19 protein-coding genes are annotated in these 23,781 nt (G+C 64.9%); 9 read left to right on the top strand and 10 right to left on the bottom strand.

What is annotated here, in order from left to right:
* The first annotated feature begins 9 nt into the window (after positions 1 to 9).
* On the top strand, positions 10 to 309 hold the full coding sequence (gene hpf, locus I2H31_RS16065) for a ribosome hibernation-promoting factor, HPF/YfiA family (protein ID WP_196294067.1): 300 nt from the start codon (positions 10 to 12) through the stop codon (positions 307 to 309).
* 144 nt (positions 310 to 453) lie between these two features.
* Here hpf and metK read toward each other — a convergent pair whose 3' ends face one another.
* From metK to I2H31_RS16045, 4 genes are all read right to left on the bottom strand, one after another.
* Positions 454 to 1,716, bottom strand: coding sequence for a methionine adenosyltransferase (metK, locus tag I2H31_RS16060; protein WP_196294066.1), 1,263 nt, complete (start codon positions 1,714 to 1,716; stop codon positions 454 to 456).
* A gap of 168 nt (positions 1,717 to 1,884) precedes the next feature.
* Positions 1,885 to 2,619, bottom strand: a complete 735-nt coding sequence (locus tag I2H31_RS16055; RefSeq protein WP_196294065.1) for an SDR family NAD(P)-dependent oxidoreductase — start codon at positions 2,617 to 2,619, stop codon at positions 1,885 to 1,887.
* Positions 2,620 to 2,709: 90 nt separating this feature from the next.
* Complete coding sequence (locus I2H31_RS16050; protein WP_196294064.1) at positions 2,710 to 3,912, bottom strand: THUMP-like domain-containing protein; 1,203 nt, start codon at positions 3,910 to 3,912, stop codon at positions 2,710 to 2,712.
* A 30-nt stretch (positions 3,913 to 3,942) separates the two neighbouring features.
* Positions 3,943 to 4,557 carry a hypothetical protein gene (locus tag I2H31_RS16045; protein ID WP_196294063.1) on the bottom strand — a complete coding sequence of 205 codons (615 nt, stop codon included), beginning with the start codon at positions 4,555 to 4,557 and terminating at the stop codon, positions 3,943 to 3,945.
* A gap of 156 nt (positions 4,558 to 4,713) precedes the next feature.
* Between I2H31_RS16045 and I2H31_RS16040 the strand changes: the two genes are divergently transcribed.
* A complete protein-coding gene (locus I2H31_RS16040; protein ID WP_196294062.1) occupies positions 4,714 to 5,469 on the top strand; it encodes a DUF4397 domain-containing protein in 756 nt (251 codons plus the stop codon).
* A 296-nt stretch (positions 5,470 to 5,765) separates the two neighbouring features.
* Positions 5,766 to 7,085 (top strand): adenosylhomocysteinase, encoded by a 1,320-nt coding sequence (gene ahcY / locus I2H31_RS16035; RefSeq protein WP_196294061.1) that lies wholly within the window; start codon positions 5,766 to 5,768, stop codon positions 7,083 to 7,085.
* Between the two features lie 74 nt (positions 7,086 to 7,159).
* Here ahcY and I2H31_RS16030 read toward each other — a convergent pair whose 3' ends face one another.
* The 6 genes from I2H31_RS16030 to I2H31_RS16005 all read right to left on the bottom strand — a co-directional run bounded on the left by I2H31_RS16030 (position 7,160) and on the right by I2H31_RS16005 (position 13,280).
* Positions 7,160 to 7,816, bottom strand: coding sequence for a hypothetical protein (locus I2H31_RS16030; protein ID WP_196294060.1), 657 nt, complete (start codon positions 7,814 to 7,816; stop codon positions 7,160 to 7,162).
* A 99-nt stretch (positions 7,817 to 7,915) separates the two neighbouring features.
* Positions 7,916 to 8,962, bottom strand: a complete 1,047-nt coding sequence (locus I2H31_RS16025; RefSeq protein WP_196294059.1) for an LLM class flavin-dependent oxidoreductase — start codon at positions 8,960 to 8,962, stop codon at positions 7,916 to 7,918.
* Between the two features lie 5 nt (positions 8,963 to 8,967).
* Positions 8,968 to 9,753, bottom strand: coding sequence for a hypothetical protein (locus I2H31_RS16020; RefSeq protein WP_196294058.1), 786 nt, complete (start codon positions 9,751 to 9,753; stop codon positions 8,968 to 8,970).
* Positions 9,754 to 9,764: 11 nt separating this feature from the next.
* A complete protein-coding gene (locus tag I2H31_RS25670; RefSeq protein ID WP_196294057.1) occupies positions 9,765 to 11,831 on the bottom strand; it encodes a prolyl oligopeptidase family serine peptidase in 2,067 nt (688 codons plus the stop codon).
* Entirely contained in the window at positions 11,809 to 12,006 is a 198-nt protein-coding gene (locus tag I2H31_RS16010) for a hypothetical protein (protein ID WP_196294056.1), read from the bottom strand. The genes I2H31_RS25670 and I2H31_RS16010 overlap by 23 nt, the downstream gene beginning before the upstream one ends.
* A gap of 179 nt (positions 12,007 to 12,185) precedes the next feature.
* Entirely contained in the window at positions 12,186 to 13,280 is a 1,095-nt protein-coding gene (locus tag I2H31_RS16005) for a hypothetical protein (protein ID WP_196294055.1), read from the bottom strand.
* A 688-nt stretch (positions 13,281 to 13,968) separates the two neighbouring features.
* Here I2H31_RS16005 and I2H31_RS16000 point away from each other — a divergent pair.
* The 6 genes from I2H31_RS16000 (at position 13,969) to I2H31_RS15975 (ending at position 23,769) form a co-directional block, all read left to right on the top strand.
* Complete coding sequence (locus I2H31_RS16000) at positions 13,969 to 19,944, top strand: BNR-repeat neuraminidase N-terminal domain-containing protein (RefSeq protein ID WP_196294054.1); 5,976 nt, start codon at positions 13,969 to 13,971, stop codon at positions 19,942 to 19,944.
* 298 nt (positions 19,945 to 20,242) lie between these two features.
* On the top strand, positions 20,243 to 20,986 hold the full coding sequence (locus I2H31_RS15995; protein ID WP_196294053.1) for a DUF434 domain-containing protein: 744 nt from the start codon (positions 20,243 to 20,245) through the stop codon (positions 20,984 to 20,986).
* A gap of 217 nt (positions 20,987 to 21,203) precedes the next feature.
* Positions 21,204 to 22,019: a helix-turn-helix domain-containing protein gene (locus I2H31_RS15990; protein ID WP_196294052.1), complete on the top strand. Its 816-nt coding sequence runs from the start codon at positions 21,204 to 21,206 to the stop codon at positions 22,017 to 22,019.
* 52 nt (positions 22,020 to 22,071) lie between these two features.
* Positions 22,072 to 22,536 (top strand): YybH family protein, encoded by a 465-nt coding sequence (locus tag I2H31_RS15985; protein WP_196294051.1) that lies wholly within the window; start codon positions 22,072 to 22,074, stop codon positions 22,534 to 22,536.
* Positions 22,537 to 22,682: 146 nt separating this feature from the next.
* Positions 22,683 to 22,982, top strand: a complete 300-nt coding sequence (locus tag I2H31_RS15980) for a hypothetical protein (RefSeq protein ID WP_196294050.1) — start codon at positions 22,683 to 22,685, stop codon at positions 22,980 to 22,982.
* Between the two features lie 28 nt (positions 22,983 to 23,010).
* The gene (locus I2H31_RS15975) at positions 23,011 to 23,769 is read left to right on the top strand and encodes a LytR/AlgR family response regulator transcription factor (RefSeq protein WP_196294049.1); all 759 of its coding nucleotides are present in this window, start codon (positions 23,011 to 23,013) and stop codon (positions 23,767 to 23,769) included.
* Positions 23,770 to 23,781 lie beyond the last annotated feature (12 nt).

Genomic DNA, 23,781 nt, shown 5'->3' with positions numbered 1-23,781 from the left:
AAACGCTTTATGAAAGTTCAGATGCATTCGGTGCACTTCGACGCCGACAAGAAATTGCTTGATTTTGTGCAGCAACGCCTCAATAAGCTCGAAACTTTTTACGATAAGTTTACCGACGGCGAGGTAATCATGCGCCTCAACAACAAGGACGGTATCGACAATAAAACGGTTGAAATTAAGCTTTTCGTGCCAGGCACTACCTTGTTCAGCGCCGAAGACGCCGCTTCCTTTGAAGCCGCCGCCGACGCCGCCACCGAAAGCCTGCGCCGCCAAATCACGCGCTATAAAGAGAAGACGCTGAGCCATTAATCATTGAGCTATTAGCTGATGGCTATTAGCTGTTAGCTTCTATAAAGTCATAGCAAAAAGCCCCGCCTGATTACTCAGGCGGGGCTTTTTGCTATGACTTTATAGAAGCTAATGGCTATCAGCTAAAGGCTGACCGCTAAAAAGCTACAAGCCAAACTCGGCCTTAATCTGGGGCACGTAGTCGAGCTTTTCCCAGGTGAAGGTTTCGAAAGTTTTGGTTTCGCCGCCGGGCATCACCACGTTCACGGTGCCGGGCTGGCGGCCCATGTGGCCGTAGGCGGCGGTTTGGCCGAAGATGGGGTTTTGCAGGCCGAAACGCTGCACGATGGCGTAGGGGCGAAGGTCGAAGAGCGTGGTTACTTTTTCGGCGATTTCGCCGTCGGTGAGGATGCTGCCGTTGGCGCCTTTGGCTTTGGTGGTGCCGTAGGTGGTCACGAATACGCCCACGGGCTCGGCCACGCCAATGGCGTAGGCCACTTGCACCAGCACCTGGTCGGCCACGCCGGCGGCCACCAGGTTTTTGGCGATGTGGCGGGTGGCGTAGGCCGCCGAGCGGTCTACTTTAGACGAGTCTTTGCCGGAAAAGGCGCCGCCGCCGTGCGCGCCCTTGCCGCCGTAGGTGTCCACGATAATTTTGCGGCCGGTGAGGCCCGAGTCGCCGTGCGGACCGCCGATGACGAACTTGCCGGTGGGGTTGATGTGGTAGGTAATCTGGTCGGTGAACAGGGCCTGGGCGTCGGCGCTGAGGCCGGCCTGCACGCGCGGAATGAGCACGCTGAGCACATCGGCCTTGATTTTATCGAGCATCACGCTCTCCGAAGCGTCGAACTCGTCGTGCTGGGTGCTGATGACGATGGTGTCGATGGCCTCGGGCTTGTGGTCGTCGGAGTAGCGAATGGTGACCTGGCTCTTAGCGTCGGGCCGCAGGTAGGGCATGTCGCGGCCTTCGCGGCGGATAGCGGCGAGCTCTTGCAGCAGGCGGTGCGAGAGGTCGAGGGCCAGCGGCATGTAGTTGGCCGTTTCGTGGCTGGCATAGCCGAACATCATGCCCTGGTCGCCGGCGCCCTGGTCTTCGTCCTTGGCCCGCTCCACGCCCTGGTTGATGTCGGGCGACTGCTCGTGCAGGCGGTTCATCACCTCGCAGGTGTCGGCGTTGAAAAGGTATTCGGGCTTGTCGTAGCCGATGCGGCGGATGGTTTCGCGCACAATGGGCTCGGCGTCGACGTGGGCCTTGGACTTGATTTCGCCGGCTACGAGGGCGAAATCGGTGGTCACCAACGTTTCGCACGCCACTTTGGAAGCGGGGTCCTGACGCAAATACTCATCGAGAATGGCGTCGGAAATCTGGTCGGCAACTTTATCGGGATGGCCTTCCGAAACCGATTCGGAAGTGAACAGATAGGGCATTGAATGCGCGAAAAGGGCAAGAGAGAAAAAGCAGGGCGCCCGCCTAGCCAAATAACCGGCAGGCGGGCGCGCCGCAAAACTACGGAAATCTGGGCTATTGACCGTAGTGCTGGCCACGCGAAAGTGCCGGCCCGCCCGATTTGCCAACGGGCTGGCGGTGCTGGCAGCCTATAATTGGGCCAGTCGGCCGCCGTCCACGGCCAACGTCGTGCCGTGCACAAAGCTGGCTTCGCCGGAAGCCAGGAAGGCAATGGCAGCGGCCAGCTCTTCGGGCTGGCCCACGGTGGCTTTGTCGATTTTCTCGGTGCCGTTTTTCACGTTGGGGTTGCTCCAGAGCATTGGCGTGTCGACGGCGCCGGGCGCAATGGCGTTGATGCGGGTCTGGCGGAAATCCAGCTCCCGGCTCATGCCCCGCACGAAGGCTTCCATGCCGCCCTTGCTGGTGGCGTAGGGCACCACGCTGGCGGTGGTCTGGTGGGCGTGCACCGAGCTGATGGCCACAATGGCGCTGCCTTTGGGCATGTGCGGCAGACACAGCTGCGTGAGCTGGGCCAGCGAGCGCAGGTTCACCTGCATCAGCACATCCCACTTTTCCAGCGGCAGTTTCACCAGCGGCTCAAATGTCATCATGGCCGCGTCGCACACCAGCACATCGATGCGGTGGAATTTGGCCAGCACCTTCTGCACGGTGGCTTCGATGGCCTTGGGCTTGGCCAAATCGCAAGCCATGAACACGGCCTGGCCGCCGGCTTCCTTGATGAGGCGCACGGTTTCGGCGCCATCCTTTTTGTCACGGCCCAGGGCTATTACGGTGCCGCCCTCGGCACCCAGGCGCAGGCAGGCGGCCTGGCCAATGCCGGAGGTGCCGCCCGTCACCAAGCACACTTTATCGGTAAAACGCATTGCGAAAGAATTGGCCCGGAAGCCCTGCGCTTCCGGTGCTTTCACTTACGCAAGGACCGCGGGAAGGGTATAGGGCCGCCGCAACGCTAATCAGGCAGCCGCGGGCGTCACCTTCTCGCACACCAGCACCACGGGCCGGCCGCGCAGGTCGGTGGTGGCAAACAGGTATACCTCGCCGCCTTCCCGGATGCCGGTGCGTTGCCGAAAATCGGCCACCGAATCGGGGAAGTTGCGGGTGGTGACGTGCGCCCGGGCCTCCGGGCCCAGGTGCGCCTTGAGGGCGGCCCCGTCGGCCTTCTCCACGGCCCGCACCCGGAAAATGCGCCCCGGAAAATCGGCCCGCAGCACATCGGACGTATAGAGGTGGCTGTGTTGGTGTAGCTTCAGCAGCTCGAATGCCGTGCCGATGCTGCGGAAGGCGCCGGCCTTGAGCACGGCCGCGTTGGGCTCGTAGAGGTACTGCTGAGCCTCGGCGTAGCGGGGCGTGGCGCGGGCTTCGCGGGCGCGGTTGAGGCGGAATTCCTGCTGGCTGCCGTCGCGGCGCAGGTTCAGGGCGTAGCGCTCGGGGTCCACGGCGGGCTCCTGGCCCAGCTCGTACAGCACCTCCTTCACCTCGTTGTCGACGGCCACCACCCAGAGGCGGCGCACGTGGCCCAGCCCCTGCACGGCGTGCTCAATGTCGAGCATGGGCGACGTCTTGAGCAGGACTTTATCGGCCTTGTGCAGCAGCAGGGGCAGCAGCTTCACCACGTCGGGCTCGCAGTCGCGCAACAGAAAAATCTTGCGGGCGGCGGTGTCGCGCCGGGCCGGGTCGAGGTACAGCCAGTCGTAATGCTGGGGCGTTTCCTTCAGAAATTCCAGGGCCTCAGCGGCGTGCACGTCCACGTTGGTCAGGCCCAATTGGCCAAAATTATAGCGCACCACTTCGGCCAGCGCGGGGTTGCGTTCCACATAGTCGACGTGCGCCACGCGCCGGGCAAACGCCGCCGCGTCGGCCCCGAAGCCGCCGGTGAGGTCGGCCAGCCGCTGCCCGTCCACCAGCCCGGCCTTGAACGCCGCCGTGCGCGCCGAGGACGCCTGCTCGACGGACAGCGCCGGCGGAAAAATCAAATCGGGGTTGTCGGCCCAGTCGGGCAGCTTCACGCGGGCCTTCTGGCGCGCCTGAATCTGGCGCACCAGCTCGGGCACGGGCAGGCCGGGGTGGCGGCGGGCCTGCAGGGCCAAGTGGGCGGGGTCGTCGTGCAGGTGCGCGGCCACGTAGCGCCGGGCCGCTTCGGGCAGGGGGTAGTCCATGAGGAAGCGTATACGGAAAAGCGGCGGGCGTTATCGTACCGCCCAGCGCAGCGCCAGCAGGGGCTGGCCGGTGGGCGCCGCGCCCAGGCCCACGCCGCTGGGGCGCAGCCGCGGCCACAGGCTGCCATGGGCCGGCGGGGCATCGTTGTACGCCTGCACGGCGCGCTTCATGTAGGTGTTGGTGTTGCGGTTGATGAACAGCGTGGCCAGGATGCTGGTGGCAAACACGCCGAGGGCCACTTTCTGGGTGTTGTTGAAGTACTGGCGCTCGTCGCCAATCAGGATTTGCTGGCCCCACAGACCAAAGGAGCCCACGGCCACCACGCGGTCGACCAGGAAAATGGTTTTCTGGCGGCGGTACTGGTCCAGGCTGGCCAGGGCTTCGGCGTTGCCGGCCAGGTAGGGCCGCAGCTTCTGGCCAAAGAAGCCCGCGCTTTGGTAGGCCTCGCCGCCCACGCCGGGCGGCAAAAACTCGAAGTTGTGCTGCGGGCCGTTGAGGCCGCGCTCGGCGTCTTCGGGGTGCAGGCGGATGGTGGCCGGGGCCTGCTGGGCCCGCGCCGACGCCACCAGGCTAAAAACCAGCGCCATAGAAGCCGCGCCGCGAAGCTGCCACCGCGCGGCAGCCAACCAGGAAATAGTGTGCATATAACAAAGATAGAAGGCGAACGGAGGCCGAAAATGCGCCTCGCCGCCAATATTCCGGCCGGTAAACTCAACAAAGCGGGCCGTTCTCACGTTCAGGCCGGGCCGGCCGGTAGTTTCCGGGCGGCTCATCCCCACCTTTTTAGTTGAATACCTAGTATGAAAACGTCTCTCTTTTCCCTCGCCCTCCGGGCCCTGTTGCCGGCCACGGTGCTGTTGGCCTCGTGCGGCAAAGACGACGAGCCGGCGGCTCCCGCGCCCGACCAAGGCAAAGTGCTGGTGTCGCACGCCGCCGCCGCCGCCAACACCACCGTGACCGTGTTTGTGAACGACCAGCAGGGCGGCCAGCTCAACTATGGCCAAACGGGTACGTACTTTAACATCAACTCCGGAACGCCTACGCTGAGCGTTAAAAATGGAACGCAGGTTGTTGCAAGCAAGCCGTTGACGGTTGCAAAAGACCAGAACTATTCGGCCTTTGTGTACTCGCCTACCGCTACCATTGGCAGCGCCGACTTGCTGGTGGTGTCCGACGACCTGTCGGCTCCGGCAACGGGGACTGCTAAGGTTCGCCTAGTGCACCTGGGCGTGGGCGCTGCCTCGCCGGTGCGGCTGACGGTTCCGGCTGCTACCCCGGGCGGCCCTACCACCGACCTTACTCCCGATGTCGCGTTTGGCACGGCTTCTCCCTTCGCTGCCATCAACGCTGGGCCGTTTAACCTGTCGGTGACAACCGGCACCGCCGGCAACACCACCCGTACCCCGGTTATAGCGGTGGGCGATGGCACTGGGGCCGGCACGGGCAGCAAGACGTTTGAGGCCGGAAAAATTTACACCATCTTGGTGCGGGGCATTTCGGGTTCAGGCGTTCCTATTGCTCAGCAAACCCAGGTCGTTATCACTCAGAACAACTAGCTGCGACGAGGCTTTTGCAAATTTTTTTAGAGGAAAGCCCGCTGGATACTATCCAGCGGGCTTTTTTGTATCTGAGGAATTGCCTGCTCCCCCACTGTTTTGGAGCTAACTGCGAACGGGTCGGGTAGCTAAGCTTTCCCGAAACAGTGACTCTTCTGTGGCTCAAAGCCCGGAGCAAAAGCTGGGACCGTTCGGGGCAATGCGCTGCTGCTGTTGCGCTGAAGCTGTCTGCACCAGCCCCGAACAAATCCTGTATCTTTACGGTTGAAACGCGATACTCACAATCAATTCATATCATGGTGGAAACCACGACGAAAACGTACGTTCCGTACAAAGTAAAGGACATGAGCCTGGCCGAGTGGGGCCGCAAGGAAATCCGCCTCGCCGAAGCCGAAATGCCCGGCCTTATGTCGCTGCGCGAGGAGTTTGGCGCGGCCCAGCCCTTCAAAGGGGCCCGCATTGCCGGCTGCCTGCACATGACCATCCAAACGGCCGTGCTCATCGAAACCCTCACCGCTCTGGGCGCCGAGGTGACGTGGTCGTCGTGCAACATCTTCTCGACGCAGGACCACGCCGCTGCCGCCATTGCCGCCGCCGGCATCCCGGTGTATGCCTGGAAAGGCATGGACGAGGCCTCGTTTGACTGGTGCATCGAGCAGACGCTGTTCTTCGGCGAAGACCGCCAGCCCCTGAACATGATTCTGGACGACGGCGGCGACCTCACCAACATGGTGCTGGACCGCTACCCCGAGCTGGCCGCCGGCATCAAAGGCGTGAGCGAAGAGACGACGACCGGCGTGCTGCGCCTGTACGAGCGCGTGAAGAATGGCACGCTGCCCTTCCCCGCCATCAACGTGAACGACTCGGTGACGAAGTCGAAGTTCGACAACAAGTACGGCTGCAAAGAGTCGGCCGTGGACGCCATCCGCCGGGCTACCGACGTGATGATGGCCGGCAAAGTGGCCGTGGTGGCCGGCTACGGCGACGTAGGAAAAGGCACCGCCGCCTCGCTGAGCGGCGCCGGCGCCCGCGTCATCGTGACGGAAATTGACCCCATTTGCGCCCTGCAGGCGGCCATGGACGGCTTTGAGGTGAAGAAGATGGAAAACGCCATTCCGCGCGCCGACATCGTCATCACCACCACCGGCAACTGCGATATCATCCGCGAGGAGCATTTCCGCGCCCTGAAGGATAAGGCCATTGTCTGCAACATCGGCCACTTCGACGATGAAATTGACATGGCCTGGCTGAACGGCAACTACGGCCACACCAAAGACACGGTGAAGCCGCAGGTGGACATTTACACCATCGACGGCAAAGAGGTGATTATCCTCGCCGAAGGCCGCCTCGTGAACCTGGGCTGCGCCACCGGCCACCCCTCGTTCGTGATGTCGAACTCGTTCACGAACCAGACCCTGGCCCAATTGGAGCTGTGGCAGCGCGGCGACCAGTACGAAAACCAGGTGTACACCCTGCCCAAGCACCTCGACGAGAAGGTGGCCCGCCTGCACCTCGCCAAAATCGGCGTGGAGCTGGACGAGCTGACCTCCAAGCAAGCCGACTACATCAAGGTGCCGGTAGAAGGCCCGTTCAAGTCGGACCTGTACCGCTACTAGCAGCTCTTTTTAAGCCAAAAAAGGTCGGTCCACGCATGTGGACCGGCCTTTTTCGTTGCGGGTAGGGGACTACTTTACGGCAGCAGCACCCGCTGCGTGACGGCCTCGCCGCTGGCTACGCCGATGCGCAGCGAGTATAGGCCGGCCGGCAGGGCGGGCAGGCACAACTGCCACTCGTTGCCCTGGCGCGTCAGCTCGCTGCCAGCGTATTCGAAGCAGCTACGGCCGGCCGCGTCCAGCAGCTGCAGGCGCTGAATGGCTTTGTCGGCCGGGGCCCACAGCGTGAGGGAGGAGCCGGTGGCCGGCACCGGATACACGGCCCAGCCCTCGGCCGCGGTGCGGGTGGCCAGAGCGCCGCTCACCTGGAAAGTGGCCGAGGTGGAATTGCGCATTTGCTCCACGCACTGCGTGTTGCACGACTGGATGCCGATGAATGACACCGTGTAGCTGCCCGTCGGCAGCTGGCCCACGCGCACGGTATCGAGGTAGGTTTGGGGCTGGGCGAGGGGGCCACTGTAGTAGCAGCTGGTGTAGGTGAGGGCGTTGCCGGCCCGCACCAGGCTGCCGCTGAGCTGCGCGCCCCGGCCACCGGTGGTGGCCTGAAACACGAGGCGCACGTCGTCGGTAGCCGTGGGGTTGGCGGGCAGCACCTTCACGGGCTGCATGTAGGGGCAGCATTGGCCAAATGCCGTTTGGGCCGCGAGCAGGAGCAGAAAGAAGACGTAGCGCATAGCGAAAAGGCTAAAGTGAAACCATACTTCTCCCTGACCGCCAAGCCGGTCGCTGGGTTGTCTGGTGGGTAAATAAATCTTCGGCCGCAAGCGCCTAAGCTAGGCGGCGGGTTGAACACCCAGCGCCGCCCGCACGGCCGGCGCTACTTCCTGGCCAAACAGCTCCACCGAGCGCAATACGCTCGCGGGCGAAATGCCTTCGAGCACCAGCTGCGCCAGGAAACGCGTGTTGTTGAACAGCCCGTGCAGGTGCAGCAGCTTCTGGGTGATTTCCTGCGGCGTGCCCACGAACAACGGCCCCTGCGGCCCGCGCAGGAAGTCGAAATGCCGCCGGTCCATGGGCGACCAGCCCCGCTCGCGGCCGATGCGGTTCATGAGCGTGGCGTAGGGCGGGAAAAACTCGTCGGCGGCCTGCTGGGAAGTTTCGGCCAGGTGGAAGTGGCAGTTCAGGCACAGCGGCAGCCGGGCCGCGTCGTGGCCGGCCTGCTGGGCCGCCTCGCGGTAGAGTTCGGCGAAGGGCACGTAGCGGTCGGGGGCGCCGCCCAGGATGGCAATGGTGAGCGGCAGGCCCAGCTTGCCGGTCCGCACCGCCGAAGCCGGCGTGCCGCCGATGCCTATCCAGACGGGAATTTTGGCCTGGGCCGGGCGCGGGTACACGCCCTGCGCCGCAATGCCGGGCCGGTGCTTGCCCTGCCAGGTCACAACTTCGCTTTCGTTGATTTTCAACAGCAACGACAGCTTTTCCACAAACAGCTCGTCGTAGTCGTCGAGGTCGTAGCCGAACAGGGGGTAGGACTCGATAAACGACCCGCGGCCTGCGATAATCTCGGCCCGGCCGCCGGAAATCAAGTCCACCGTGGCAAAATTCTGAAAGGTCCGCACCGGGTCGGCGGAGCTAAGCACGGTGACGGCGCTGCTCAGGCGAATGCGCCGGGTGACGGCCGCCGCGGCTGCCAGCACCACTTCGGGCGAGGAAATGATGAAGTCGGGCCGGTGGTGCTCGCCGAGGGCCAGCACGTCGAGGCCCACTTCGTCGGCGCGGCGGGCCAGGGCCAGGAGTTCCTGCATGCGCTGGGTGGCGGCGTGGTCCTGGCCAGCGAGGTGGGCGGGTGCCACTTCGCCAAAAGAGCTGATTCCTAATTCCATGGAATTTATTTTCGTTTGACTTTCGGCGTAGCCGCCGGTGGCAAGTGCGTCAGGTAGGGTTGGACGTACTTGTTTTGAGGAAACAGCTGGAGCGTTCGGTTGCCGTAGTAGCGGCACAGCCTGGCGTCGTGCAAGTGGTAGAAGCACTCGGTGAGGTAGGACAGCGCTTCCTCGTGAATGGGGCTGGTGGGCAAGGCGCCGAGTTGGTCCAGGCCCAGCAGCCCCCGGGAAATGTTGTCGACGGCGCTGGCCCATTCGGCCCGGTCCAGTTGCAGGGTTCCCAGCTTCCAGTACGCTTCCGGAAACCACAGGTCCACCACAACCACGCTGTCGTTTTCGCCGCCCTGCTTGGCCAGCGTGGCCATCAGGCGTTGGTAAACGGCGTAGCTGCGCGGTTTGGTTTCGTCGGTTTTGTAGAGGGCCCGGGCGTAGTGGTAGAGCAAAAACGGATTGTTGGGCTCGTGCGCCACGGCGTCTTCGAGGGCCGCGGCGGCTTGTGGAAAAAAGCCTTCATCATAGGCTTTTTTGGCTCCGGCCAGCACCAAATCGTAGCCTTCTGACTGCACCGCAGGCTCGGGCTGCAGCGTGGCAATCTGCTGGCCTTTTGCAATGGAGGCGCCCCGGGGCAGCTGCTCCACCACATCCACATGCGTGAAGAAGACGCTGTTCTTGCGCACTGGCAGCACGGCGTCGGGCGTGCGGTGATAGTACTGAGCAGCAACTGCTGTGGGAGACAATAGCCCTAATAAAAGCGTGGCAGCGGCCCCAATGCACGAGTAAAAAGCACGCATGGTGACTGGGGCTAGGCCTGGGGTTCGCTGGGGGGCGTCACGCCCATATTCGCGTAGCAGAAGCTCCACACGTCGGCCCACTCATCGATGAGCAGGGCGGTGCTTTTGCCGGCGCCGTGGCCGGCGTTCACGTCGATGCGAATGAGGGTGGGGGAGGGGCCGGCGGTGGCGGCCTGCAGGGCGGCGGCGTACTTGAAGGAGTGCGCGGGCACCACCCGGTCGTCGTGGTCGGCGGTGGTGATGAGCGTGGCGGGGTAGGCGGTGCCGGGCCGCAGGTTGTGCAGCGGCGAGAAAGCCAGTAGGTTATGGAATTGCGCCTCGTCGTCGGAGGTGCCGTACTCGGGCGCCCAGTTCCAGCCGATGGTGAACTTTTGGTAGCGCAGCATATCCATCACGCCAACGGCGGGCAGGGCCACGCGGCACAGGTCGGGGCGCTGGTTGGCCACGGCGCCCACCAGCAGGCCGCCGTTGGAGCCGCCCGCGATGGCGAGGTGCTGGGTGTCGGTGTAGCGGTTGGTTTTGAGGTATTCGGCGGCGGCAATGAAGTCGTCGAACACGTTTTGCTTGTGCGGGGTCATACCGGCCCGGTGCCAGTCCTCGCCGTATTCGCCGCCGCCGCGCAGGTTGGCCACGGCCAGGATGCCGCCGTTTTCCAGCCACAGCAGGCGCGCCACCGAGAAGGCGGGCGTCAGGCTCACGTTGAAGCCGCCGTAGGCGTAGAGGTAGGTGGGGTTCCGGCCGTTCAGCACCACGCCCTTTTTGTGCACGATGAACATCGGAATCCGCGTGCCGTCCTTGCTGGGGTAGAACACCTGCGTGGTTTCGTAGTCGGCCGGCTGCACGTCCACGGCCGGCGCCCGGAACACGGTGCTGGTGTTGCTGGCCAGGTCGTAGCGGTAAATGGTGGTGGGGTAGGTGAAGGACGTGAAGGCGTAGTACACCGCCGTGGCCTCGCGCCGCCCGCCAAAGCCGCTGGCCGTGCCCAGGGCCGGCAGCGCCACCTCGTGCCGAAACTCGCCCTGTTCCGAGTATACCTGCACCTGCGAGCTGGCATCGTGCAGGTAGCTGGCCAGCAGGCAGCCGCCCGCCTGGGTCACGCTTTCAAGCTTGTTGGCGGTTTCGGGCAGCACCTCGCGCCAGTGGGCTTCTTCGGGCTGCTGCGGGTCGATGCCGACCACGCGGTAGTTGGGGGCCTGGTAGTTGGTGTACACCAGCACCTCGCCGCCCACGTTGCCGATGACGGTGTTGTTGAATTCGTAGGAATCGAACAGCGTAGTCCAGGCGCTGGCCTGCGTGGCGTCGGTGAGGTCGCGCACCAGCAGGCGGTTGCCGTCCGAGACGCCATCGGTGAGGTAAAGGCACAGAAACCGCTCGTCTTCGGTGGCGCCGGCCATGCGGAAACCCAGGGGCATGGCGGGGTTTTCGTATACCAGCTCGTCTTCCGCCTGCGGCGTGTGCAGCCGGTGGAAATACACCTTGTGAAACTCATTTTTGCCCGACAGGTCGTTTTCGCCGGGCCGGGGCGCGTCGTAGCGCGAGTAGTAGAAGCCCGCCGAAGTCCACGACGTGCCCGAGACTTTCACCCAGTCCAGCTTGTCGGGCAGCAGCTCCTGGGTGCGCAGGTCCATCACGCGGACCTGGTGCCAGTCGGAGCCGCCGCTGCTGGTGGCATAAGCCAGGTAGCGGTGGTCGGGGCTGAACTCCATGCCGGCCAGGGCGGTGGTACCGTCGGCCGAGAATTTGTTGGGGTCGAGCAGCACGCGCGGCTCCTCATTGCCGCGCTGGCGGTACACCACGGCCTGGTTTTGCAGCCCGTCGTTCTTGGCATACACCAGCTCGTCGCCCACCTGTTCGGGCACGCCGTAGCGCTCGTAGTTCCAGAGCCGGGTGAGGCGCTCCCGGATGGCATCCCGAAACGGAATTTCGCTCAAATACCCGAACGTGACTTCGTTCTGGGCCGTCACCCAGGCGGCGGTTTCTTCCGAGTCAAGGTCTTCGAGCCAGCGGTAGGGGTCGGGCACTTGGGTGCCGAAATAGGTGTCGGTGGTGTCGGTTTTACGGCTGTTGGGGTACTTCACGGCGGGTGGTGTCGGGGAGTTCCAGGCCGGCTTTGCGGCTGGGCTCGGCGTTTTCGGGGGTGGTGACTTCGGTCAGGGGCTGGCGGCGCGGCAAGGTGTTGCGCGCGGGCGGCGCGGTGGCCCGGCAGGCAGGCAAAGCGGCCAGCAGCACAAGCAGGCGAAAGGCAGCTTTCATAGGAGAATTAGGAAGGAGGGGAGTGGGGGTACTCAAGCTGTCAGGTTGAGCGAAGCCGGGACATCCCGCGTGCTGAAGTAATGCCTTGTTATTGATTACCAACACACGCGAGATGTCTCGACAAGCTCGACATGACGGGTAGAGTAGCACGGCCGTAGTTGTAAAGCCGCTACTTAAAGTTAATCCATCTGCACGTTATCGGCCACCGGCCCGCTACGCCCGGCGCCTGCCGGCTCTGCCTGGGCAACTGGCGTTTCCTCCGGGGCGGCTGCGGCCGCGGGCGGCGCCACCGCGGCCGCTACCAGCTCCGGCAGGTTGGCGCGCAGCCAGCGCAGTTCCTCGTCCACGCGCTGGCTCACCAGGCGCTCCACTTCCAACCGCTGGGCGGGGCTGAGCTGGTCGAGGGCCGGCGTGGGGGCGGGCGCGGCGCCGGTTTCCGAGGCAGCCAGCACCAGCGCTTCGGCCCGTTTCACGCGGGCGATGGAGTCGGCCACGGCGGCGCTGGTTTCGGCAGCGGCCGTTTGCGCAGTCGTGGCGGCCTGCTTGGCCACCAGCGTTTCGCGGCGCTGCTGCCGGCGCCACTGCCCCAGCGTGATGCGCAGCATAACGTACAGCACCAAACTCAGAATGGCCAGAATGAGCGCCAGCGGCGCGGCAAAGCGGTAGAGCAGGCTGCCCGGCCCGGCCGCGGGCAACGCCGCGGCCGAAGCCGTGGCGGCGGCGTCGCGGTCGGCCGCAGCGGCCTGTTCGGCGGCTTCGGCCGGGCCCAGCGCGCCGGGGGCGGCCGTGGTGTCGGCCGTTTCGGGCGTCATGGCCGCCGATACGTCGCCGAGCGGGGTGCCGCTTTCCACGTAGTGGGTGAGGGCGGTTTCGAGGGCTTGCACCCGCGCCATGCGGGCGGGGTCTTTGCGGCGGGCCGGCGAGCCCTTGAGCTTGCTCACAATGGCTTTGGCGAGGGCCGCCAGCCGGGCGGGGTTGTCCTTTTTGCCCTGGTAAATGGCGCCCCGGCCCTCAATGGGCTGGTAGAGCAGCGAGTACACGCGCAGGCTGTCGGGCCGGATGCTGGCGGCCAGCGCGGCGAGGTTGCCGCCTTCGCAGCGCACGGTGCCTTTGAGGTTGGGGCGCCCGGCGTCGTCGTACACGAAGCGCACCGTGGCGCACCAGATTTGCACCTTCGATTCATCGAGCGAGGGCTGCCCGAGGGGCGTTTGGGCGCGGAGCGGGCCGGTGAGCAGCAACAGAGCCAGAGCGGCCAGAACGGGGCGGAAGGTCATAAGCAGCGCGGTTTTGGCCGAAAAGTACGGCGTGAGGCGCTATTTATTATAAGATGGGTACAAGCGCGACGCCTCTCAGGGCGCCCGCAAGGCGAGCCCCGGCTGCGCCGGATACCCGAGGTCCTGAGTAGATGCCACGCTGCCCCCGTCTCTGCGGGCGCGCTTATGCTCCCCAGGAATCCGGGCCGGATAGTACTTCGCCAAGACCTGCGGCCGCCGCCTGCTAGCAGCGGCACGCCGGCCAGGGTCGCGGCTGCCGCGCCGCCCGCGGGGCGGTGCCTGGGGCGCGGACTGCTACCGGCCGGCCCCAGGCGCTGAAGACAGCAAATGAGTGGCCGCCTGTTTTCTCCCTCATTTTGAAGGCAGAGCTCCATTGGCAGCGTGCCAACGGGGCTTCTTCTGATGGAAGCGAAAAGCGCAGCGGCGAGGGATATCATTTTATTTTTATAAAGTCAGGATTTTGCCGGGCTGGAGTTTATATTTCGACTGGCGGACTGCCGCCCGGTTGATTTTTTAATTGCTGGCCGCCCTTAAATGCGCAGCAACAGACGGACAGCCGTTACCCCTAAGCCACCGGCAAATATTACTTCTCCCCGATAGCCCGCTGCCTTAGCTCAACGGTAGCTTCCTGACTATCCACTCACTGCTTTTTCACCAACCTTATTACGCTCCACTTCTCCCTTTCCTTATGCCACAACCTCTACAAGAAAGACTGCCGCGGCAACCGCTTGTTTTCTCGTCCCGCTGGGGCCGCCTGCTGGCGGTGCTGGCCCTGCTGCTCACGGGCAGCGGCGCGGCCTGGGGGCAGAGCATAGCAAGCTATGCCACAACCCGCACCACGGGTGCTACTTACAGTTCAATCGCTAGCACGGGCAACAGCTTCACTGTCTGGCGCAATAGCACCTCTACCGACGATAACCTGAGTGGTCCCACCCCAATCGGCTTTACCTTCTATTACGATGGGACGGCTTACACGCAGTTCAGCGTTTCTACCAACGGCTTTCTGACCTTTAACACCGGCACTTCGGCTACCGGGAGCGGCACAGGGGTCTATGGCCGGACAAATACCAGGTTTTCTAATGCCACCGCCACGGCCAGTGCCCTGGCGGTGCTCTATTATGACCTTACGACCGCCACCAATGCTGCCACGGCGGCCGACTTAGCATCCTCGTTTAAGTACCTCACGACCGGCACGGCTGGCAGCCGGGTGCTCACGGCCGAATGGATTGGCCTGGTTGCCTTCGGCGCTACCGGCAGCCTCAATTACCAGATTCGCCTGTACGAGTCAGACGGCCACATCGAATACCAGTACGGCACGATGACGGCCGGCAATGGCAGCTATACTTATACCTTGGGCATCAACGGGCCAGGCGGTGGCACCGCCGCCTCGCAGCTGCTCACGCAGCAGACGGCCAACAGCAACAGCTTCAGCAACACGGCCTCGAATAGCCTGGCCACTATTCCGGCTACCGGCTCGAAGTACACGTTTACCCCGCCCCCGCCGACCGCCCCCACGAGCCTGACGTTTGCCAGCGTAACCAGCACCGGTCTGACCGTCGGCTTTACCGACAACTCGACGACGGAAAACAGGTTTCTGGTGCAATACTCCACCGACAACGTCACCTTTACGACGCCGACGGGGGGCAGCATCGCCAGCACCAGCGCCGCCACCACGGGCACTGCCTACTCGCTGGCGCTCACCGGCCTGACCCCCGCCACGACTTATTACTTCCGGGTGGTGGCCATTGCCGAAGTGCCCTCCAGTGCCCTCACCGGCTCGCAGGCCACCACGGCCGGCACGCCCCGCACCGTGAATACGCTGGCCTACACGCAGAACGGCGCCGCCACCTCCCGTGGCCAGACCAACCAGCAGGTAACGGGCCTGAACGTGAACACCGCGGGCAACAGCGGCGCCGCTCTCACGCTTACTAGCATCACCTTTGACCTAGGCAGCACCAGCGCGGCCGACATTGCCAACGCCCGGCTGTACAGCACGGGCACCAGCGCCACCTTTGCCACCACCACGCTGGTGGCCACCACCGGCACTATTGCCAGCACCTACACCCTGACGCTGACCACCCCGGCCGCCCTGCCCACCGGCGACAACTACTTCTGGCTGGCCTACGACATCAGCGCCACGGCCACGCCCGGCAACACCGTGGCCTCGGTGCCGACGGCCGTGAACGTGGCGGGCACCAGCTACACCGGCAGCACCACGCCGGCCATCACGCTGAGCGGCCCGGCCGCCACCCGCCTCATTGTGGGGCCGCTCAATGGCACCTACACCGTGGGCGTGGGCGGCAACTACACCACCCTCACGGCAGCCATTGCCGACCTGAACCTGCGCGGCGTGGACAACACCACGGCCGGGGCCACGGGCGTCACGTTCTCGCTTATCAACCCGGCGGCTACCACCTTTTACAACACCACCAACGGCGAAACCTTCCCCCTGACGGTGAACGTGCTGACCGGGGCCGACGCCACGCACCGCGTCACCATCAAGCCGGCGGCCGGCGTGACGGCCAGCATCAGCGGCAGCGCGGCCAACTCGGGCCTGCTCGTGCTGAATGGGGCCGACTACGTGACCATCGACGGCTCGAACACGGTGGGCGGCACCACCCGCGACCTGAACATTGCCAACACCAGCACCGGCACCTCGGCCGTGGTGTGGGTGAAAAGCCTGGGCACGGCGGCGGGCGCTACGTTCGACCAGCTGCTGAACCTGAACCTGCGGGCCGGCTCCAATACCGCGACGACGTTTGGGGTATTTGCGGGCGGCAGTGCTCTGAGCTTGACCAGCACCGGTACCGGGGCCGACAACGACAACCTGACCGTGCAAAACAATGCGCTGACCGGCTGCTACGTGGGCATCCTGGCGGCGGGCACGGCCACAACTTCAGCCGGGGGCCTCGACGGGCTGGTGATTAACGGAAACGTGGTGGGGCCCGCCACGGCTGCCACGGCCGACAACATCGGCTACGAAGGGCTCGATGTGAGCAATGCCGTGAACGCCGGCATTGCCGCCAATACCGTGCAGAACGTGCGGACCGGCAGCGACCTGGACCCCACGGGGATGTACCTGCACGCCATCGCCGGCCTGCAAGTGCGCAACAACACGGTGAATGGGATAGCCGTCACGACTACCTCGGGCACTTACCTGGCGTATGGACTGTACCTGAGCGCGGTTACGAACGCCGTGGTGAACGGCAACAACGTGACGGCCGTGTCGACGGTGGGCACCAGCACCACCTACACGCCCATCGGCGTCGGCATATACGTGGGGAGCGGCGGCGCGGCCGCCAACGTTACGCTCAGCAACAACTTTGTAAGTGCTATTACCGGGCGCTTTGGGCCGGTTGGCATCTACCTGAATGGGTCCACAACGGCGCAAAGCGGCATCAACCTGTATTACAATTCGGTAAACCTGCAAGGCAGCTACACCTCCTCGGCGAACGCAACCTCGGCCAGCCTGTACGTGACGGCCGGCAATACGGGCCTCGATGTTCGGAATAATATTTTCAGCAACACCCTGGCGGGGAGCAACGCCACCACCTACGGCTACGCCTTCCTGAGCTCCGTCGGCGGCAGCGCCTATGCTCCCATCGACTACAACGACTACTACGTCAGCGGCTCGCAAAACGTACTGGCTTACCTCAATGGCAGCGACCAGGCTTCGCTGGCGGCCCTGCGCACGGCTACCGGCCAGGATGCCAACTCGCTGAGCGTAGCGCCGCCTTTTGTGTCGGCCACCGACCTGCACCTCGACAACACGCAGGCCACCGCGGCGTCGTTTGATGGCAAAGCGGTAGTCATCAGCGGCCTGACGACTGACTATGACGGCGCGACCCGCAGCGCGACCACGCCCGACGTGGGCGCCGACGAATTCCTGCTGCCCAGCCAGGACGTGGGCATTACGGCGCTGCTGCAGCCGGCGGCCAGCAACTGCTACGCGGGGGCCCAGCCGGTGCAGGTCACCATCCGAAACTACGGCAGCACCGCCACCACCCAGGCCGTGCCGGTGGCCGTCACGGTTACCTTCCCCAATGCCACCACCCAAACGCTGACGGGCACCTACTCGGGCGCGGCCATCGCGGCGGGCGGCACCGCCAACTTCACGGTGGGCACCTACACCGTGAACGGCAGCGGCTCGTACGGCTTCGCGGCCACCACCACCTACAACCCCGACTCGAACCCCGGCAACGACGCACTGGCCCCGCAAACGGTGGCCGTGACCGTGCCCGATGCCATCACCATCACGCCCTCGACGTGCGGCGCCACCGTGTACGCCAACACGGCGGTGACGCTGACGGCCGGCAGCAGCACGGCCTACACCTACACCTGGGCCAGCACCGCCGGGGGCGGCCTGGCCACCAGCACCGGGGCCGCCGTGACCGCCACGCCCACCCAAACGGCTACCTACACCGTGACCGGCACCAGCGGCGCCTGCTCGATTACGCAAACCATCACGCTCCAGGTAATCGGGGCGACGGCCCCCACCCAGGCCCAGTGCGCCGGCGCGCCCTTCACGATAACGGCGGCGGTGCCCGTGCCCACCTACGCGGGCACGGCTGCGCCCGGCGCCGCCATTCCCGACAATAGCACGACGGGCGTATCGTCGACCATTGCCATCAGCGGGGCGCCGGCGGGCAGCGTCATCAGCAACAGCAGCGTGGTGAAAGTGACGCTCAACATCACTCACACCTTCGACGCCGACGTGCAGGTGTACTTGGTGGGACCCGGCAACGCGGGCACGCTGGAACTGACCACCGACAACGGCGGCAGCGGCGTCAACTATACCAACACGGTGCTGAGCACGGCGGCCGCTACATCCATTGCCGACGGCTCGGCCCCCTTCACGGGCACCTTCGCCCCCGAGGGCACCACGGCCGTCGGCTACGGCGGCACCACCTACGCCCTGCCTGCTGCGGCCCTCAACGGCGCCCCGCTGAACGGCACCTGGACGCTGCGGGTGTTCGACAACGCATCTGGCGACGTCGGAACGCTCAATAACTGGGCGCTGGAAGTGGGCAGCCCCACCGGCACCACCGCGCTCACGGGCCCGGCCGGGGCCACCATTGCCGGGCCCACGGGCAGCGGCGGCACGGCCACCTTCACGGTGAGCAACGCGCCAACCGGCAACAACACCTACACCCTGACCACCACCGACAACGCCACGAGCTGCGCCGCCACCACCAGCTTCGCGGTGAACACCACCGAAACCACCACCTGGACCGGGGCCGTGTCGGGCGCCTGGCTCACGAGCGGCAACTGGAGTGCCTGCGTGCCGAGCGCCACCATCAGCGCCCGCATCCCGGCCGGCCTGACGACTTACCCCACCATATCGGCCGCCAGCGTGACCAAAGACCTGGTGGTGGAGGCGGGGGCCACGGTGACCCACACCGGCGGCAACCTGCAGGTGTGGGGCGACCTCACCAACAACGGCACCTACGCGGCCACGGGCGGCACCATCGCCTTCCGCGGGGCCGCGCCGCAAATGGTGACGGGCCTGAGCACGTTCAACAACCTGACCGTGAACCAAGCCGTCACGGCCTCGACCGTGACCCTGATGAGCAACGCCACCGTCACCAACAACCTGACCCTGACCAGCGGCGTGCTCAACACCAACGGCAACACCCTGACGCTGGGCAACACGGCCAGCATTGTGAACGAAGACGACGCGGACTACGTGCTGGGCCGCGTGGCCACCACCCGCACGCTGGCCGCCGGCACTGCCCAAAATTTCGGCGGCCTGGGGCTGACGCTGACGCCCGACGCCGGCTCGACCGCCCCAGGCCTGACGGCGGTGGTACGCACCACTGGCACCACCCTCACCGGCCAGGGCACCAGCCAGAGCATTCAGCGCTACTTCGACATTCAGCCAGCCGTGAACACCGGCCTGAGCGTGACGATGGCCTTCAGCTACCTCGACCACGAGCGCAACGGCATTGCGGCGGCCAGCATGCGGCTGTTCAAGTCCACGGCCGGCACCAGCGGGCCCTGGCAGCCGCAGCCCGGCGCCTCCGTGAGCGGCAACACGGTGACCAAAACCGGCATCAGCGACTTCAGCATCTGGACGCTGGGCAATGGGGCCAACCCGCTGCCGGTAGAGCTGGCGAAGTTCGAGGCGAAGCGCCAGGGCCCGGACGCGCTGCTGAGCTGGGCCACGGCCAGTGAGCTCAACAACCGGGGCTTCGAGGTGCAGGTGAGCACCGATGGCAGCCGCTACCGCGCCCTGGGCTTCGTGGCCGGCGCGGGCAGTAGCGCCGGTGCCCACAGCTACCGCCTGCTCGACCAGGAAACCGGCAAGGCAGGCGTGCGCTACTACCGCCTACAGCAGCTTGATTTCAACGGGGCCAGCACGTTCTCGCCCGTGCGCACCGTGCTGTTCGACGCGCCGGCCGGCCAGCTGCTGGCCTGGCCCAACCCCAGCCCACAGGCCCCGCACCTGAGCCTGACCTTGCCCCAGGCGGCTGCCTCGGCCACCCTCACGCTCACCGATGCCCTGGGCCGCCAGGTGTGGCGCCAGGAACTGGGCGCGCTGCCCGCCGGTCCCAGCCAGCCCATGCTCGACGCGCCTGCCTTCAGCCGCTTGCCAACGGGCATCTACGTGCTGCGCCTGGCAACGCCCACCGGCACCCAGACGCTGAAGCTGGTGAAAGAGTAGGCAGCACCCGCGTAAGCAAAAAGGCCCCGGCATCCGCCGGGGCCTTTTTGTGGGTTAATTTCTGCTCTGGAACGAGGTAGAGACGCAATACTTTGCGTCTCGTCGTGCGCGCCGTATCAACGATTTCGTTCAACGACGAGACGCAAAGTATTGCGTCTCTACCTCAGCCAGCGCCCACAGCTGCTCAGCGGGCACACCCATTGATATTAACCGCCGCTGCCCAAAGAAACCACGCTGCCAGCAAGCACACCTGCGCTTTGCCGTGCAACTTGCCGCCACTCATCTTCCCCGCCTTCGCATGCGCCCCGCCCACACCCGCCACCGCGGCCCCCATCCCGCCGATGCCCACTTGTTTGCCCCCAAGTGGGTGCCGCTGCTGCAAAGCGCCGTGGCGGAGCTGTCGTGGCTGCTCACGCGCGGCTACCCGCCCGGCGCCACCCTCAAGCTGGTGGGCGACCGCTACGCCCTAACCGAGCGCCAGCGCTGGGCCGTGGGCCGCGCCGCCTGCACCGAGGCCCAACTCGCCCACCGCGCGGCCACGCAGCTCCCGCCCACCGACCTGGGCGGCCGGCCCGTGTCCATCGACGGTTTCAACCTGATTATCACCCTTGAAGCGGCCCTGAGCGGCGGCGTGGTGCTGCGGGGCCGCGACGGCGCCCTGCGCGACCTCTCCAGCATTCACGGCACCTACCGGGCCGTGCAGGAAACCGACCGCGCCATCTGGCTGGCCGCCGACGCGCTGCGGCCCCTCGGGCCTGGCCCCGTGCGCTGGTTGCTCGACCAGCCCGTGTCCAACAGCGGCCGCCTCGCCGCCCGCCTGCGCGAACTGGGCCCTGCCCTGGGCCTGCCCTGGACCGCCGAAGTGGTGATGAACCCCGACCGCGAGCTGGCCGAAACGACCGACATCGTCGTCACCGCCGATTCGGCCGTGCTCGACCGCGCCGCGGCCTGGCTCAACCTCGCCGCCCTGGCCCTAGAGCCCGAACCCCCGCGCTGGCTCCTCGATTTAAGCCAGGGCAGCACCGACACGCCGGCCGTTTAGCCCATGCGAAAGGCGAACGGAACGTTGCGCAGAATAATAAAGTAGCCCGTCATGCAGCGCGCAGCAAAAAAAGAACGTCATGCAGAGCGCAGCGAAGCATCTTTACCGCCACTACTAATCATTTACTGCTACAGAAAAGATACTTCGCTGCGCTCTGCATGACGGGCTGAATAATTGATGCGCTTAATCTCCTGACCATTTCTCAGTTATCAATAATATGCACTACAGAGAATACCGGCCGGGAGGTGCTTTGAGCAACTATGTGCAGTGCTATTTTACCTGTGCCACGGACGCGGCTTCGCTCACCGAGGACCGGGTATTTGCCAATGGCTGCGTCGAGATAATGTTCAACCTAGGCCCCCAAGGCCCGCAGCAGCTGATAAGCGCCGGACGGGTAAGCGCCCCGCGCATTCAATTGTGGGGGCAAACCATCGCGCCTCTGGTTTTTAGTTCGCTGGGCCGACATTCCATGCTGGGGGTTCGCTTTTTTACGCACACGGCGGCTTGCTTCTTTGAGGAGCCGATAGCGCTTTTCAACAACCAGGTGCTGGACTTCTACGACTTCGCTGGGAAGGAAATCCGGGAGCTGTACGCCCGGCTGCTGGAAACCACCGCGCCCGGCGACCAAATCAGCCTGCTGGAAGCCTTTCTGCTGGCCCGGCTGCTCCGGTTCCGGCCCCGGTTCACGAAATTGAAGCTGATGAACAGCCTCCTGCTGGCAGCCCGGCAACCGGACTTTCCGGAGCGGGTCAACACGATTGCCGCGCGCCATGGGGTGTCGTCCCGCTATGTGCAGAAGCTGTTTATCACGTACACCGGCCTGAGCCCAAACCTCTTCCTGAAGATTGCGCGTTTTCAAAAGAGCCTGCCGCTGCTGCTCGAAAAGCAGGCGCCCCTTACAGCCATTGCCTACCACTGCGGGTACTACGACCAGTCGCATTTCATCAAGGACTTTCGGGCTTTCACGGGCTTGGCCCCCTCGCATTTTCAACCCCTGCTTTCCAGCGACCTGTATTGGCCGCTGAATGGCTGAGTGTTCCGTTTTTTACAATTTACCGATTGCGGCCGCCGGTAGGTTTGCGGCCATGAAAGCAAAAACCACCTTCCTCCCGCTGGCCGGCACGGCCTTGTTCCTCGGCCTCGCGTCTTGCGCGGCAAATGCCCAAAATCTGCCTGCGCTCAAGGCCGAGCTGGCAGAGACGAACCGCCGGTACTTCGAGCTCTTTCAGCAGAAAGATGCCCACATTGTTGAGTTGTACACCGAGGACGCCTGCTTGATGTCGCCCAATGCCCCCGCAATCTGTGGCAAAACTGCGCTGACCAAAGATTTCACCGACACGTACGCGGCTGGCCAGGTGAGCGGGGTCAAGTTTCAGACCCAGCAGGTGTATGGAGCGGGAAAAGAGTACCTCACCGAACAAGGCACCTGGCAGGTGTTCAACGCCAATGGCCAGGTAATCGACGACGGAAAATACCTGAAGCTGTGGAAGAAGACCAGCGCGGGGTGGAAGATATTCCGGGACGTATTCAACAGCGACCATAAAAGCTGATGCCCCGAAAGCTGCTGGTCCGCAGCCGGGCGTCGGCGGGGCCCGGCCGTGGGTGATTTCGCTTTTCGATGGGTGGGTGTCCGGTCCGTGCTTATGGCCCCAGGGCTTTTGGGGCGGTTAGGCCCAGCGGCTTATCTTGCCCGCCCATGCTCGCCGCCTACCTCCGCCGCTTCCAGAAACTGCGCGTTGCGCGCACCGCCCGCCACGGCGAAGCGCCCTACAAGCCCGCCCTGCCGCTAGCCGTGCTCGACGGCATCGCCGACGGCAGCATCCGCGACAACCGCATCGAAATCACCCCCGAGCTCATCGCGGCCTTCACCGCCATCTGCACCGACCTGAGCACCGGCTCCCACTTCACGGCAACCCACGGCTCCCGCCCCCTGGCCAGAGAGGGGGCCGCTAAAAATTGCTGCACAGAGCTGCCAGGTGCGCCCCGGGCGGCATGAACGGCGCAGCCGGCGCTACCTTAGCAACATGGCTGCCGATGTGCCTGTGGGGCCGGCCACGCTGCCCCCGCCCCTTACCTGCGCCGTGCTCGACGATGAGCTGCTGCCGCGCCTGGCCGTGGTGAAAGCCCTGCGCCCTTATGCGGGCCTAACCTGCGTGGGCGCGTTTGCCAATGTGCCCGCCCTGCAAGCCGCGCTGCCCGTGCCGCCCGACGTACTGTTTCTGGATATTGAGGTGGGCCCTGACAGCGGGCTGGCGTACTACAAAAGCCTGCCCGCGCCGCCGCTGGCCGTGTTCATCACCTCGCACCCCGAATACGCGCTCGAAAGCATCGAAGCCGCGGCCTTCGACTACGTGCTGAAGCCGCTGACCGACGAGCGGTTTGCGCGGGTGGCTCAGCGCCTGCTCGACTACCAGGCCCTGCGCCACAAGGCGGCGCTGTTCGAACTGCACCTGGGGGCGGAGTTCCTGACCATTCGGGAGGGCTACGAACTGAGCCGGGTGCCGGTGTCCGATATTCTGTACCTGGAGGCGCTCGACAACTACACCAGGATTTACACCACCGAGCGGCGCTACCTGACGTTGGTAACGCTCAAAAGCCTGTGCGAGCAGCTGCCGGCCCACCGGTTTTTGCGCGTGCACCGCACCTACGCCGTGGCCGTGAGTAAAATAAGCCGCCTGAGCGGGGGCGAGCTGTTGCTGGCGGGCGGCCGGCCCCTGCCCGTGGGCCGCACCTACCGCCAGCGCGTGGCCGACACCCTGCGCCAAGCTTCCGCCCGCTCCTGACCTGACTGCTGC

Source organism: Hymenobacter ruricola, from assembly GCF_015694525.1.
In the GTDB taxonomy this organism is placed as follows: domain Bacteria; phylum Bacteroidota; class Bacteroidia; order Cytophagales; family Hymenobacteraceae; genus Hymenobacter; species Hymenobacter ruricola.
This window is presented reverse-complemented; position numbering and strand designations above follow the sequence as displayed.